Raw genomic sequence first — 14,048 nt, 5'->3', positions numbered from 1 at the left:
ATGGCGCATCAACACACCCACGTCTCGGAAGGCTACGGCCCCGTCGGCCCCGCGCCGAAGGAGCACCAGGCCGTCTACACCACGCTGCATTTCGACAAGCCGTGGTCGTACGAGAACTACCTCAAGACCGGCGGCTACCAGGCGCTGCGCAAGATCCTGACCGAGAAGATCGCGCCGGCCGACGTGATCGAGATGGTCAAGCAGTCCGGCCTGCGCGGCCGCGGCGGCGCGGGCTTCCCGACCGGCCTGAAGTGGAGTTTCATGCCTAAGGACAGCGGCATGCAGAAATACATCCTCTGCAACTCCGACGAGTCCGAGCCGGGCACCGCCAAGGACCGCGACATCCTGCGCTACAACCCGCACTCGGTGATCGAGGGCATGGCGATCGCGTGCTATGCCACCGGCAGCACCGTGGCCTACAACTACCTGCGCGGCGAGTTCCACCACGAGCCCTTCGAACACCTTGAAGAAGCCACCGCCGAGGCCTATGCCAACGGCTGGCTGGGCAAGGACATCCTCGGCAGCGGCATCGACATCGACATCTACAACGCGCTTGGCGCCGGCGCCTACATCTGCGGCGAAGAGACGGCGCTGATGGAGTCGCTGGAAGGCAAGAAGGGCCAGCCGCGCTACAAGCCGCCGTTCCCGGCCAACTTCGGCCTGTTCGGCAAGCCGACCACGATCAACAACACCGAGACCTACGCCTCGGTGCCGGCGATCGTGCGCAACGGCGCGCAGTGGTTCCTCGACCTGGGCAAGCCGAACAACGGCGGCTGCAAGATTTTCTCGGTGTCTGGCCACGTCGCCAGGCCCGGCAACTACGAGATCCGCCTCGGCACGCCGTTCGCCGAACTGCTGGAGATCGCCGGCGGCATGCGCAACGGCCATAAGATCAAGGGCGTGATCCCCGGCGGTTCGTCGATGCCAGTGCTGCCGGGCGAGACGATGATGCAGCTGACCATGGACTACGACAGCCTGCAGAAGGCCGGTTCGGGCCTTGGCTCGGGCGCGGTGATCGTGATGGACGAGACCACCTGCATGGTCCGTGCCTGCCAGCGGATCGCGCGCTTCTACTTCCAGGAAAGCTGCGGCCAGTGCACGCCGTGCCGCGAGGGCACGGGCTGGATGTACCGCATGCTCACGCGCATCGTCGACAAGCAGGCCACGCTCGACGACCTGCAGATGCTGCGCGCCGCGGCCGGGCAGATCGAAGGCCATACCATTTGTGCCTTCGGCGAGGCCGCCGCGTGGCCGGTGCAGGGTTTCCTGCGCCATTACTGGGACGAGTTCGAGTACGCGATCGTGAACAAGCGCTTCCTCGTGGATGACGAGCGCGATGGCACCGTGGTGCCGAAGGCGGTGGCCGCGTGAGTGCACAGCCCGTCAATCCGAACCTGCCGCCGGACCAGGTCACCGTCTTCATCGATGGCGTCGAACTGGCCGCGCCCAAGGGCTCGATGATCATCCAGGCCGCCGACAAGGCCGGCATCCCGATCCCGCGCTTCTGCTACCACGACAAGCTGGCGATCGCGGCCAACTGCCGCATGTGCCTGGTCGAGGTCGAGAAGATGGGCAAGCCGGCGCCGGCCTGCGCCACGCCGGTGATGGACGGCATGAAGGTGTCCACGCGCAGCGACAAGGCGTTGAAGTCGCAGCGCAACGTGATGGAGTTCCTGCTGATCAACCATCCGCTCGACTGCCCGATCTGCGACCAGGGCGGCGAGTGCGAGCTGCAGGACCTGTCGCTGGGTTACGGTCGCTCGGTCTCGCGCTTCTCCGAGCGCAAGCGCGTCGTGCCCGACGAGGACATGGGGCCGCTGGTCGCCACCGACATGACGCGCTGCATCCAGTGCACGCGCTGCATCCGCGTTACCGGCGAGATCGCCGGCACCTACGAGCTGGGCGGCATGCAGCGCGGCGAAAACCTGCAGATCGGCACCTACGATGGCAAGCCGCTGACCACCGAACTGTCGGGCAACGTGATCGACGTGTGCCCGGTCGGCGCGCTGACCAACAAGGTGTTCCGCTTCCGCGCGCGTCCCTGGGAACTGATCGCGAAGGAATCGCTGGGTTACCACGACGCGCTCGGCAGCAACCTGTTCCTGCACGCGCGCCGCGGCGACGTGTTGCGCGCGGTGCCGCGCGACAACGAGGCGGTCAACGAGTGCTGGCTGTCCGACCGCGATCGCTATTCGCACCAGGGCCTGCAGGCCGAAGACCGCGCGGTGAAGCCGCTGCTCAAGGAAGGCAACGACTGGCGCGAGGCCTCGTGGGAGGAAGCGCTGGCCAAGGCCGCCAGGATCCTGCGCGACAACGCCGCTGATGACCTCGGCATCCTCGTCCATCCGTCGACTTCGAACGAAGAGGGCGCGCTGCTCGCTCGCCTGGCCGACGCACTGGGCACGGGCAACCTCGACCACCGCATCGCCCAGCACGACCTGTCCGACGGCGCCAGCGCCGAGGCGTTCGGCATGCCGGTCGCGGAGATCGAGAACGCCGACGTGATCCTCATCGTCGGCAGCCAGCTGCGTTTCGAAGTGCCGCTGCTGCACCAGCGCGTGCGCAAGGCCTGGAAGCGTGGCGCCAAGGTGCACGTGGTCAACCCGGTCGACTTCGACTTCGCATTCGACATCGCCGGCAAGCAGATCGTCGCGCCGTCGCGGATCGCCGATGCGCTCGGTTCGGCGGAGCTGGCGGAGGCTTTCAACGGCGCGACCCGCGCGGCGGTCATCGTCGGCGCGGTCGCGGAGAACGGCATCCACGCATCCGCGATCCGCAAGGCCGCGGCGGGCTTCGCCAGCGCAAACAATGCCGCGCTGTGCCGGATCCCGCAGGGCGCGAATGCGCTTGGCCTGGCGCGCCACGGCGTGCTGCCGGCCTCGCGCGATGCCAACGCGATGCTCGCGCAGCCGCGCGGTGCCTACGTGATCTACGGCCTCGAGCCGGGGCTGGATTTCGCCGACCAGGCGGCCGCGCTCAATGCGCTCGGCGGCGCCCAGGTGGTGGCCTTCAGCCAGTTCGCGTGCAATTCCACGCGCGCGGTCGCCGACGTCATCCTGCCGATCGGCGCGCTGCCCGAGATCGATGCCACGCTCACCAACCTCGACGGCCTCGACCAGGTCGCGGTCGCCGGCGGCAAGCTGCCGGGCGATGCGCGTGCCGGCTGGCGCGTGCTGCGTGCGCTGGGCGAGGGGCTGGGCATCGCCGGATTCGACTTCACCGACCTTGCCGGCCTGCGCGCCGGCCTCGCGCCGCGCACGGTCGCGATGGCGGAGTCGGCCGCGCCGGCGACGAAGGGCGAGGGGTTGGAACTCGCGGTCTCCGAAGCGATCTACCGCGTCGACGCCGTCACTCGTCGCGCCGCTGCGCTGCAGGCGCATCCGCTGACCGTCGGCCCGCGCGTGACGCTGCATCCGCAGGATGCGGGCGCTGCGAATCTCGCCGACGGCGCGATGGCCAAGGTGTCGAACGCGGCCGGCACAGCGACGCTCCAGGTCGTGCTCGATGATCGCGTGGCGGTCGGTTCGGCGTGGGTCGAACGCGGCTACGGCGCCACCGCGGCGCTCGCCGCCGGCAGCGCAAGGGTGGAGGCCGCATGAACACCGCGACCTTCCTCGCCGACCTGTTCGGCCCGCTGCACGAATGGCTGCTGTCGCTCGGCGCGATCGGCGTGGTCGCGTGGATCGTGCTGAAGATCCTCGCGATCGCGGTGCCCGTGATCCTGGCCGTGGCCTTCTACGTGGTCTGGGAACGCAAGCTGCTGGGCTGGATGCACGTGCGCCACGGGCCGATGTACGTGGGCCTGGGCGTGTTCCAGGCGTTCGCGGACGTGTTCAAGCTGCTGTTCAAGGAAGTCATCCAGCCGACCAACGCGCACCGGGTGTTGTACATCCTCGCGCCGCTGATCACGCTGGTGCCTGCATTCGCCGCGTGGGCGGTGGTGCCTTTCGATGCGCAGCTGGCACTGTCGAATGCCAACGCCGGCCTGCTGTACCTGCTCGCGATGACCTCGCTGGGCGTATACGGCGTGATCATCGCCGGCTGGGCGTCGAACTCGAAATACGCCTTCCTCGGCGCAATGCGTTCGGCCGCGCAGGTGATCAGCTACGAGATCGCGATGGGCTTCGCCCTGGTCGGGGTGATGATCGGCGCCGGCAGCCTGAACATGACCCAGATCGTGATGGCGCAGTCCGGCAACAACGGATTCCTGGAATGGTTCTGGCTGCCGATGCTGCCGCTGTTCGTCGTGTACTTCGTGTCCGGCGTGGCCGAAACCAACCGCGCGCCGTTCGACGTGGTGGAGGGCGAGTCCGAGATCGTCGCCGGCCACATGGTCGAATACTCGGGCGCGGCGTTCGCGCTGTTCTTCCTGGCCGAGTACGCCAACATGATCCTGGTCAGCTTCCTGGCTTCGATCTTCTTCCTCGGCGGCTGGCTGTCGCCGCTGCACGGCTGGGACATCCCGCTGCTGTCGGTCGACGGCTGGTGGTGGCTGTTCGCGAAGGTCGGCTTCTTCGCCAGCTGCTTCATCTGGTTCCGCGCCACGTTCCCGCGCTACCGCTATGACCAGATCATGCGGCTGGGTTGGAAGGTGTTCATTCCGCTGAGCATCGCGTGGATCGCGGTGACGGCGCTGATGGCGTATTACGGCGTGTTCGAGGCAGGCAAGTGATGAGCAAGTTGACGTCCTGGTTCAGGGGCCTGCTGCTGCTGGAGCTGCTGGCCGGCATGTGGCTGACGCTCAAGTACCTGTTCCGGCCGAAGTACACGTTGATGTACCCGATGGAGAAGACGCCGCAGTCGCCGCGCTTCCGCGGCCTGCACGCGCTGCGCCGCTATCCGAACGGCGAGGAGCGCTGCATCGCCTGCAAGCTGTGCGAGGCGGTCTGCCCGGCGCTGGCGATCACCATCGATTCGGAGCAGCGAGCCGACGGCACCCGTCGCACCACGCGCTACGACATCGACCTGTTCAAGTGCATCTTCTGCGGGTTCTGCGAGGAGTCCTGCCCGGTGGACTCGATCGTCGAAACCCACGTGCTCGAGTACCACTTCGAGAACCGCGGCGAGAACATCGTCAACAAGCAGCAGCTGCTGGCAATCGGGGACCGGCTCGAAACCGAGATCGCCGAACGCCGCGCCGCCGACGCCGCTTTCCGCTGAGGACCGCATGGACTTCACACTACTTGCCTTCCTCGCCTTCGCAGTCGTGACCGTGGTCGCGGCCGGCGCGGTGATCAGCGTCCGCAGCCCGGTGCACGCCGCGCTGTGCCTTGTGCTGACTTTCTTCACGGTTGCCTGCACCTGGATCCTTGCCGACGCCGAGTTCCTCGGCATCGCGCTGGTGGTGGTCTACGTCGGTGCGGTGATGGTGTTGTTCATGTTCGTCGTGATGATGCTCGACATCGACGAAGTGAAGATGCACGAGGGCTACGTGCGATACCTGCCGCTGGGGCTTCTGGTCGCGGTGGTGATGCTGGCCGAGATACTGATGCTGATCGGCATCAAGGCGCGCGCGACGCCGTTCGGCGCCGATCCGGCGCTCACGGCCGGGGTGCCCAACATCGAGTGGCTGGCCGGGCGGCTGTTCACCGGCTTCCTGCTGCCGTTCGAGGTCGCCGCGCTGATCCTGACGGTGGCGGTGATCGCGGCGGTCACGCTCACCCTGCGCAAGCGCGAGGGCACCAAGCACCAGGTCCCGGGTGCGCAGGCGAGGGTCAGGGCGGGGGATCGCTTCCGCATGGTGAAGATGGACGCGAGCAGGCCTGTCCCCGACGCGCCGACGCCGGCCGACGACGCAGGCGGGGAGGGCAAGTGATGGAACTGTTCACGCAGGGACTTTCGCTCGGGCACTACCTGGCGCTGGGCGCCGTGCTGTTCTGCATCAGCGTGGCCGGCATCTTCCTCAACCGCAAGAACGTGATCATCCTGCTGATGTCGATCGAGCTGATGCTGCTCTCGGTGAACATCAACTTCGTCGCGTTCTCGCGCGAAGCCGGCGATGCGGCCGGGCAGGTGTTCGTGTTCTTCATCCTCACCGTGGCCGCGGCCGAGGCCGCGATCGGTCTTGCGATCCTGGTCACGCTGTTCCGCAACCGGCGCACGATCAACGTGGCCGAAATCGATACCTTGAAGGGCTGACGGAATGATGCCGGGCATGGAATTCGCGATCTCGAAAACGGTGCTGCTGGCGATCGTGCTGGCGCCGCTGCTGGGCGCGATCGTGGCCGGGCTGTTCGGCCGCCAGGTCGGCCGGGCCGGCGCGCACTGGATCACCATCCTCGGCGTGGCGGCGAGCTGCGCGCTGTCGATCTACGTGCTGTGGCAGCTGGTCGGGCAGGGCGCCGCGCCGTTCAACGAGAACGTCTACACGTTCTTCCAGGTGGGGTCGATCGACGCGCATGTCGGCTTCATGGTCGACAACCTGACCGCGATGATGATGGTGGTCGTCACCTTCGTCTCGCTGCTGGTGCACGTCTACACCATCGGCTACATGGCCGATGATCCCGGCTACCAGCGCTTCTTCAGCTACATCAGCCTGTTCACGTTCTCGATGCTGATGCTGGTGATGTCCAACAACTTCCTGCAGCTGTTCTTTGGTTGGGAAGCGGTGGGCCTGGTGTCGTACCTGCTGATCGGTTTCTGGTTCAAGCGCCCGACCGCGGTGTTCGCGAACCTCAAGGCGTTCCTGGTCAACCGCGTCGGCGACTTCGGCTTCCTGCTCGGCATCGCCGGGGTGCTGTACTGGTTCGGCACGCTGGACTACGCGACGGTGTTCGCCAACGCCAGCGACAAGATCGGCGGCGGGCAGGTGGTGGCGATCATTTCCGGCCACGAATGGTCGGTCGCCACGGTGATCTGCATCTGCCTGTTCGTCGGCGCGATGGGCAAGTCGGCGCAGGTGCCGCTGCACGTGTGGCTGCCCGACTCGATGGAAGGCCCGACCCCGATCTCGGCGCTGATCCATGCCGCGACGATGGTCACCGCCGGCATCTTCATGGTCGCGCGCATGTCGCCGCTGTTCGAACTCAGCGAGACGGCCCTGAACTTCGTCCTGTTCATCGGCGCGACCACCGCGTTCTTCACCGGCCTGATCGGCATGGTGCAGAACGACATCAAGCGCGTCGTGGCCTACTCGACGCTGTCGCAGCTGGGCTACATGACCGTCGCGCTGGGCGTCTCGGCCTACAGCGCCGGCGTGTACCACCTGATGACCCATGCCTTCTTCAAGGCGCTGCTGTTCCTGGCGGCGGGCTCGGTGATCATCGGCATGCACCACGAGCAGGACATGCGCCGCATGGGCGGCCTGCGCAAGTACATGCCGATCACCTACGTGACGATGCTGATCGGCACCCTCGCGCTGGTAGGCACGCCGTTCTTCAGCGGTTTCTACTCCAAGGACACGATCATCGAGGCCGCGGGACACCACGCGCACGAAGCGGGCAACTGGATCGCGACCTATGGCTACTGGGCGGTGCTGCTGGGCGCGTTCGTCACGTCCTTCTACAGCTTCCGCCTGCTGTACCTGACCTTCCACGGCAAGGAGCGCTTCCGCGACGCGCATGCCGACGGCGGCGGGCACGATGCGCATCACGACGGCCACGGTGTGCACGAGCCGCACGAGTCGCCCTGGGTGGTCACCGTGCCGCTGGTGCTGCTGGCTATCGCCTCGATCGGCGTGGGTTTCTTCACTGCCGGGCCGATGCTGTTCGGCACCGACGTGATGGGCCACGTGAAGCAGCTGCCGTTCTTCCTCGGCGCGATCGACGTGGCCGGGCCGCGCGACGTGGTGGCGGTGATCGGCAACTCGCTGTGGCACGGGCCGGTGAAGTTCGCGTTGCACGGTTTCATGGCGCCCGCATTCTGGCTGGCGGCGGCCGGTTTCGTGGTGGCGACGGTGATGTACCTGTTCAAGCCGGACCTGCCGGCGAAGGCCGCGCGCGTGCTGGCGCTGCCGATCCGCGTCCTGAACAACAAGTACGGGATGGACGACCTGTGGATCAAGGGCCTGGCCGGGGGCAGCGTGCTGCTGGGCAGGCTGTCGCGCCGCAATGACGAAAAAGTGATCGATGGCGCCTTCGTCAACGGCAGCGTGCGCCTGGTCGACCTGTTCTCGGGCGTGCTGCGGCGCACCCAATCCGGACTCCTCTACCACTACGCCTTCGTGATGATCCTCGGCCTGATCGTGCTCCTGGCCGCACTCATCCGCTATTGGCGCTGACGCAACGGAACAAGAACAAGTGTCGAACTTGCCCCTCCTGAGTCTGTTGATCTGGCTGCCGATAATCGGCGGCGGCCTCGTGCTTGCGCTCGGCAACCAGCGCGCCAACGCGGCGCGCTGGCTGTCGCTGCTGATCGCCTTCGTGGTGTTCGTGCTCAGCATCCCGCTGTTCACCGGTTTCGACTACGCCAACGCCGGGCTGCAGTTCATCGAGCGCCGCGAATGGATCCCGGCCTACGACATCCAGTACCACCTCGGCGCGGACGGCATCTCGATCGCGCTGATCCTCCTGACCACGATCACGTCGGTGCTGGTGCTGATCGGCGCCTGGGGTTCGGTGGGCAAGCGCGTGAGCCAGTATTTCGCCACGCTGCTGATCCTCGAAGGCGTGATGATCGGCGTGTTCTGCGCGGTCGACGCGATCCTGTTCTACGCCTTCTTCGAGGGCATGCTGATCCCGATGTTCATCATCATCGGCGTCTGGGGAGGGCCGCGCCGCGTGTACGCGGCGATGAAGTTCTTCCTGTACACGTTCCTCGGCTCGGTGTTCATGCTGGTCGGCCTGATCTACATGTACATGAAGGGCGGCAGCTGGCAGATCCCGGACCTGGTGCAGCTGCCGCTGACGGCCACCGAACAGATGTGGCTGTTCTTCGCGTTCTTCCTGGGCTTCGCGGTCAAGATCCCGATGTTCCCGGTGCATACCTGGCTGCCCGACGCGCACGTCGAAGCGCCGACGGGAGGCTCGGTGGTCCTGGCGGCGATCATGCTGAAGATCGGCGGGTACGGCTTCCTGCGCTTCTCGCTGCCGATCGTGCCTGACGCCAGCCACGAGTTCGCGATGCTGATGATCGCGCTGTCGCTGATCGCGATCGTGTACGTCGGCATGGTGGCATTGGTGCAGGACGACATGAAGAAGCTGATTGCCTATTCCTCGGTCGCGCACATGGGCTTCGTGACCCTGGGCATCTTCATTGCGCTTGCGCTGGTACGCGATGCCGACAACCTCGACGCGGCCCGGCTCGGCCTGCAGGGCGCGATGGTGCAGATGGTGTCGCACGGCTTCATCTCCGGTGCGCTGTTCTTCTGCGTCGGCGTGCTCTACGACCGCATGCACACGCGCCGGATCAGCGACTACGGCGGCGTCGCCAACACCATGCCGTGGCTCGCGGCGTTCTGGATCCTGTTCTCGATGGCCAACTCCGGCCTGCCGGGCACCAGCGGCTTCGTCGGCGAGTTCATGATCATCCTGGCCAGCTTCCAGCAGCACCCGTTGATCGCATTCGCAGCGGCGACCACGCTGATGATCGGCGCCGGTTATTCGCTGTGGCTGGCCAAGCGGGTGATCTGGGGCGAGGTCGGCAACGCCCACGTGGCGGAGCTGAAGGACATCAACATCCGCGAATGGATCGTGCTCGGCGTGTTCGCCGCGGGCGTGCTGCTGATCGGCATCTGGCCGAAGCCGCTGACCGACCTGATGGAGCCCTCCATCGCCCAATTGGCGGCGCAGCTCGCCGCAAGCAAGCTTTAGGACGGTGTTGCGATGATCCCTGGCGTACTGACCCAAGGCGTGATGAACCCGCAGGTGCGGGGGCTGGCCGACATCGCGCCGCTGGCGCCCGAGCTGCTCGTGGTGCTCGGCGCATTCGGCCTGCTGATGCTCGACCTGTTCATGGACGAGCGTCGCCGCATCGTCACCCACGTCGGCGCGATCGTCGTGCTGCTGGCTGCTGCGTGCCTGGTTGCCGCGGGCACGGGCGGGCAGGGCTCGGTGATGCACGACATGTTCATCCGCGACGGCATCGCCGACGTGCTCAAGATCTCCCTGCTGGTGGTGTCGGCGGTGGCGCTGGGCTTTGCGTGGACGTTCATGCGCGAGCGCGGCCTGTACAAGGGCGAACTGCCGATACTGGTGCTGTTCGCCACCGTGGGCATGATGCTGCTGGTTTCGGCCGGCAACCTGACCATGGTCTACGTCGGCCTTGAACTGCTCGCGCTCGGGTCGTACGCGCTCGTGGCGATCGACCGCGACAACGCGCTGTCATCGGAAGCGGCGATGAAGTACTTCGTGCTCGGCTCGCTGGCCTCCGGCCTGCTGCTGTTCGGCATGTCGCTGCTGTACGGCGCCACGCATTCGCTGGACCTGGCGACCATCCATGACCTTGCCGGCGGGCTGGTTGGCGACGACCGCGTCCTGATGCTCACCGGCGTCGTGTTCATCGTGGTCGGCATCGCGTTCAAGTTCGGCGCGGCGCCGTTCCACATGTGGCTGCCCGATACCTACCACGGCGCGCCCACGCCGATCACGCTGTTCATCGGCTCGGCGCCCAAGCTGGCTGCGTTCGGCATGACCTATCGCCTGCTCGAAGCGGGGCTGGCGCCGGCGGGCGACCAGTGGCACCTGCTGCTGGCGGGCCTGGCCGCGCTGTCGCTGGCGATCGGCAACGTCGTCGCGATCGCGCAGACCAACCTCAAGCGCATGCTGGCGTATTCCACCATCTCGCACGTGGGCTTCATCTTCCTCGGCTTCGCCGGGGGCGGCGCCCAGGGCTATGCGGCGGCGATGTTCTACGCGATCAGCTACGCGATCATGGCCACGGCGGCGTTCGGCGCCATCATCATGCTCTCGCGCCACGGCTTCGAAGCCGACCGCATCGACGACTTCAAGGGCCTGAACGCGCGTAATCCGTGGATGGCCGGCCTGGTGCTGTGCATCATGGCCTCGCTGGCCGGCGTGCCGCCGTTCCTGGGCTTCTGGGCCAAGCTGGCGGTGCTGCGCGCGGCCATCGAGGGCGACATGCTGTGGCTGGCGATCGTCGGCATCGTGTTCGCCGTGATCGGTGCGTTCTACTACCTGCGCGTGATGAAGGTGATGTACTTCGACGAGCCCGAGGGCGAGCCGATCCAGGTGCGTCCGGGACGCCCGCTGCAGGTGGTGTTCTCGATCAACGCGATCTCGCTGCTGGTGCTCGGCTTCGCCTGGAGCCCGGTCATGGCGTGGTGCCAGCGCGCCTTCGGAATCTGACGCGGCGAAGCCGCGCTCCGATTTCCCTTCCCTTCAAGGGGAGGGCAAGGGTGGGGATGGGTTTTCGGTCAGTTGGCTGAACAGTGTCCTCATCCTTTGTCTGAGCCACGGCGCGGAATAACGGTGTGCGTGAACAGCAATCGCCCCGTCGGGCTGGACAACCATCCCCACCCTTTCCCTCCCCTTGAAGGGGAGGGAAACCGGTGCGCGCTTCGCGCGATATTCTCAAGGGTTGCAATAAATCCCCGCAGTCACCATAATTCCGCTCCTGATGCGGGGTGGAGCAGTCTGGCAGCTCGTCGGGCTCATAACCCGAAGGTCGCAGGTTCAAATCCTGCCCCCGCTACCAGCTTTTCGCGGTCGACGAAAAGCCTCCACGGAGGCTTTTTTTGATGGCGGCAAGTCGGGCTTGGTCGAGGCAGGCTTCATGCCTCGGCGCCGAAATCCAGTGGTATCGGACAAGGGGCCCATTGGGCCCCTTGTCGCTTTCCGGGGCCGTCCGCGCGACGTACGTTGGCAGAAGCTTCCACGGAACAGATGACCGACAAGGCAACCCAAATCGCGACCCTGCTGGCACCAACCATCCAGTCCCTCGGGCTGGAGCTGCTCGGTGCCGAGTACCTGCCGGCCCCCGGCAGCGCGGTGCTGCGCCTGTACATCGACGTCCCCGCCGGTGCGGAAGAGGGGCGCCAGGTCGGCATCGAGGATTGCGAGGCGGTCAGCCGTGAAGTGTCGGCGCAGCTCGACGTCGAGGATCCGATCAGCGGCAATTACACGCTGGAAGTGTCGTCGCCCGGCGTTGACCGGCCGCTGTTTGCGCCGGCGCAATTCGCGCGGTTCATCGGCGAGCGCGCCAAGGTCGGCCTGAAGCTGCCGCAGGACGGGCGCCGCAGGCTGCAGGGCGTGATCACGGCGGTCGACGGCGAGCGCATCGCCTTCGATGTCGACGGCACGCCGGTCGAGGTCGGCTTCGACAACATCGACAAGGCGCGGCTGGTGCCGGACTGGGTGGCATTGGGCCTAGCGCCTGCGCGGGACAAGTCGGGGCGCGACGCGCGTCCGGGCAAGCAAGCAAAGAAGAAACCCACAGACAAACGAACCAACAAGACGGCGGCGGCAAAACCGTCCCCCGCGGAGTGAGAAACAGATGAGCAAGGAACTGTTGCTGGTCGTGGATGCGGTCGCCAATGAAAAAGGCGTGCCGGAGTCCGTGATCCTCGAGGCGATCGAGGCGGCATTGGCCACCGCGGCCAAGAAGCGCTACCTGGAGCAGGACGTGGTGACGCGGGTCGAGATCAATCCGGAGGACGGCAGCTACCAGACGTTCCGGCGCTGGGAGGTCGTGGCCGACGACGTGGTGATGGAATCGCCCGACCGCCAGATCCGCCTGATGGACGCGGTCGACGAGAGCGAAGGCGCCGAGGTCGGCGACTATATCGAGGAACAGATCGAGAACGTCGATTTCGGCCGCATCGCCGCCCAGGCCGCCAAGCAGGTGATCGTGCAGCGCGTGCGCGAGGCCGAGCGCGCGCAGGTCGTGGACCAGTGGAAGGACCGCGTCGGCGAACTGGTCACCGGCATCGTCAAGCGCGTCGAGCGCGGCAACGTCTACGTCGACCTGGGCGGCAACGCCGAGGCCTTCATCCCCAAGGACAAGGCGATTCCGCGCGACATCGTGCGCGCCGGCGACCGCATCCGCGGCTACCTGTACGACGTGCGCAGCGAACCGCGCGGCCCGCAGCTGTTCATCAGCCGCGCCGCGCCGGAATTCATGATGGAACTGTTCAAGCTCGAAGTGCCGGAAGTCGGCCAGGGCCTGGTTGACATCAAGGCCTGCGCGCGCGACCCGGGCGACCGCGCCAAGATCGCGGTGCTGGCCTACGACAACCGCACCGATCCGATCGGCGCCTGCATCGGCATGCGCGGCTCGCGCGTGCAGGCGGTGAGCAACGAGCTCAACGGCGAGCGCGTCGACATCGTGCTGTGGTCGGACAACCCGGCGCAGTTCGTGATCAACGCGATGGCGCCGGCCGAGGTGCAGTCGATCGTCGTCGACGAGGACAAGCATTCCATGGACCTGGCCGTTGCCGAAGACCGCCTCGCGCAGGCGATCGGCAAGGGCGGCCAGAACGTGCGCCTGGCCAGCCGCCTGTCGGGCTGGCAGCTCAACGTGATGACCCAGGACCAGGTCGCCGAGAAGTCGGAAGCCGAGCAGGCCGCCGCGCGCGCGCTGTTCCAGGAAAAGCTCGAGGTCGACGAGGAAATCGCCAACATCCTGGTCACCGAGGGCTTCAGCACGGTCGAGGAAATCGCCTACGTGCCGGTCGGCGAACTGCTGGCCGTCGAGGGCTTCGACGAGGACATCGTCGAGGAACTGCGTGCACGTGCCCGCGACGCGCTGCTCAACGATGCGCTGGCGGTCGAGGAGGAACTCGACGAGAACGCCCCCGCCGAGGACCTGCTGGCACTGGAAGGCATGGACGAGGAGACCGCCTTCGCGCTGGCTTCCCACGGCGTGCGTACCAGCGAGGAGCTGTCGGACCTGGGCGCGGACGAGGTGGTCGAGTTCGGCATCGAGGGCCTGGACGAATCGCGCGCCGCCGCATTGATCCTTGCCGCGCGTGCGGAGGAGATCGCGCGCCTGGAGCGGGAGGGCTGACAGGATTGCCGGCGCGCGCCCAGGGCGCCGCCGGCCACGTTTCGCATGCGCCCGGACATGGAGTCCGGGGGCTGGCATCCCGGGATGCCGCAGTTCAGCCAGGGACGGTGGAGGAGAGGCAGGAGGAAGGCCGATCCGGTCGCAGG

At 66.6% G+C, this 14,048-nt stretch carries 11 protein-coding genes and 1 tRNA gene; all 12 read left to right on the top strand.

All coding sequences use genetic code 11. From position 1 onward, the window contains the following. The 12 genes from nuoF to nusA all read left to right on the top strand — a co-directional run bounded on the left by nuoF (position 1) and on the right by nusA (position 13,902). Complete coding sequence (gene nuoF, locus ACFONC_RS06080; protein ID WP_386742818.1) at positions 1 to 1,371, top strand: NADH-quinone oxidoreductase subunit NuoF; 1,371 nt, start codon at positions 1 to 3, stop codon at positions 1,369 to 1,371. Then, positions 1,368 to 3,599, top strand: a complete 2,232-nt coding sequence (gene nuoG, locus ACFONC_RS06075; RefSeq protein ID WP_386742817.1) for an NADH-quinone oxidoreductase subunit NuoG — start codon at positions 1,368 to 1,370, stop codon at positions 3,597 to 3,599. The genes nuoF and nuoG overlap by 4 nt, the downstream gene beginning before the upstream one ends. After that, entirely contained in the window at positions 3,596 to 4,672 is a 1,077-nt protein-coding gene (nuoH, locus tag ACFONC_RS06070) for an NADH-quinone oxidoreductase subunit NuoH (protein WP_386742816.1), read from the top strand. Before nuoG ends, nuoH begins: the two co-directional genes overlap by 4 nt. Beyond that, a complete protein-coding gene (nuoI, locus tag ACFONC_RS06065) occupies positions 4,672 to 5,160 on the top strand; it encodes an NADH-quinone oxidoreductase subunit NuoI (protein WP_386742815.1) in 489 nt (162 codons plus the stop codon). Before nuoH ends, nuoI begins: the two co-directional genes overlap by 1 nt. A gap of 7 nt (positions 5,161 to 5,167) precedes the next feature. Beyond that, complete coding sequence (locus ACFONC_RS06060) at positions 5,168 to 5,815, top strand: NADH-quinone oxidoreductase subunit J (protein WP_386742814.1); 648 nt, start codon at positions 5,168 to 5,170, stop codon at positions 5,813 to 5,815. Further along, positions 5,815 to 6,138 carry an NADH-quinone oxidoreductase subunit NuoK gene (gene nuoK, locus ACFONC_RS06055; RefSeq protein WP_386742813.1) on the top strand — a complete coding sequence of 108 codons (324 nt, stop codon included), beginning with the start codon at positions 5,815 to 5,817 and terminating at the stop codon, positions 6,136 to 6,138. Before ACFONC_RS06060 ends, nuoK begins: the two co-directional genes overlap by 1 nt. A 16-nt stretch (positions 6,139 to 6,154) precedes the next feature. Then, a complete protein-coding gene (nuoL, locus tag ACFONC_RS06050) occupies positions 6,155 to 8,218 on the top strand; it encodes an NADH-quinone oxidoreductase subunit L (protein ID WP_386742812.1) in 2,064 nt (687 codons plus the stop codon). A gap of 19 nt (positions 8,219 to 8,237) precedes the next feature. Continuing rightward, entirely contained in the window at positions 8,238 to 9,749 is a 1,512-nt protein-coding gene (locus tag ACFONC_RS06045) for an NADH-quinone oxidoreductase subunit M (RefSeq protein ID WP_386742811.1), read from the top strand. A 42-nt stretch (positions 9,750 to 9,791) separates the two neighbouring features. Beyond that, on the top strand, positions 9,792 to 11,243 hold the full coding sequence (gene nuoN, locus ACFONC_RS06040; RefSeq protein ID WP_386743075.1) for an NADH-quinone oxidoreductase subunit NuoN: 1,452 nt from the start codon (positions 9,792 to 9,794) through the stop codon (positions 11,241 to 11,243). Between the two features lie 272 nt (positions 11,244 to 11,515). Beyond that, positions 11,516 to 11,592, top strand: a tRNA-Met gene (locus ACFONC_RS06035). Between the two features lie 188 nt (positions 11,593 to 11,780). Continuing rightward, on the top strand, positions 11,781 to 12,383 hold the full coding sequence (gene rimP / locus ACFONC_RS06030) for a ribosome maturation factor RimP (protein ID WP_386742810.1): 603 nt from the start codon (positions 11,781 to 11,783) through the stop codon (positions 12,381 to 12,383). Positions 12,384 to 12,390: 7 nt separating this feature from the next. Further along, positions 12,391 to 13,902, top strand: coding sequence for a transcription termination factor NusA (gene nusA / locus ACFONC_RS06025; protein WP_386742809.1), 1,512 nt, complete (start codon positions 12,391 to 12,393; stop codon positions 13,900 to 13,902). The last annotated feature ends 146 nt before the right edge of the window (positions 13,903 to 14,048 follow it).

The organism is Luteimonas soli (assembly GCF_042648865.1).
GTDB classification, from domain to species: domain Bacteria; phylum Pseudomonadota; class Gammaproteobacteria; order Xanthomonadales; family Xanthomonadaceae; genus Luteimonas; species Luteimonas soli.
Note: the sequence above shows the minus strand (reverse complement) of the source record. Positions and strands in the feature narration are given on the sequence as shown.

Bases quoted from the DNA above. Each gene is read 5' to 3' on its own strand.
- nuoF (WP_386742818.1), top strand. From the start codon at position 1: ATGGCGCATCAACACACCCACGTCTCGGAAGGCTACGGCCCCGTCGGC.
- nuoH (WP_386742816.1), top strand. From the start codon at position 3,596: ATGAACACCGCGACCTTCCTCGCCGACCTGTTCGGCCCGCTGCACGAA.
- nuoI (WP_386742815.1), top strand. From the start codon at position 4,672: ATGAGCAAGTTGACGTCCTGGTTCAGGGGCCTGCTGCTGCTGGAGCTG.
- ACFONC_RS06060 (WP_386742814.1), top strand. From the start codon at position 5,168: ATGGACTTCACACTACTTGCCTTCCTCGCCTTCGCAGTCGTGACCGTG.
- nuoK (WP_386742813.1), top strand. From the start codon at position 5,815: ATGGAACTGTTCACGCAGGGACTTTCGCTCGGGCACTACCTGGCGCTG.
- nuoL (WP_386742812.1), top strand. From the start codon at position 6,155: ATGGAATTCGCGATCTCGAAAACGGTGCTGCTGGCGATCGTGCTGGCG.
- nuoN (WP_386743075.1), top strand. From the start codon at position 9,792: ATGAACCCGCAGGTGCGGGGGCTGGCCGACATCGCGCCGCTGGCGCCC.
- rimP (WP_386742810.1), top strand. From the start codon at position 11,781: ATGACCGACAAGGCAACCCAAATCGCGACCCTGCTGGCACCAACCATC.
- nusA (WP_386742809.1), top strand. From the start codon at position 12,391: ATGAGCAAGGAACTGTTGCTGGTCGTGGATGCGGTCGCCAATGAAAAA.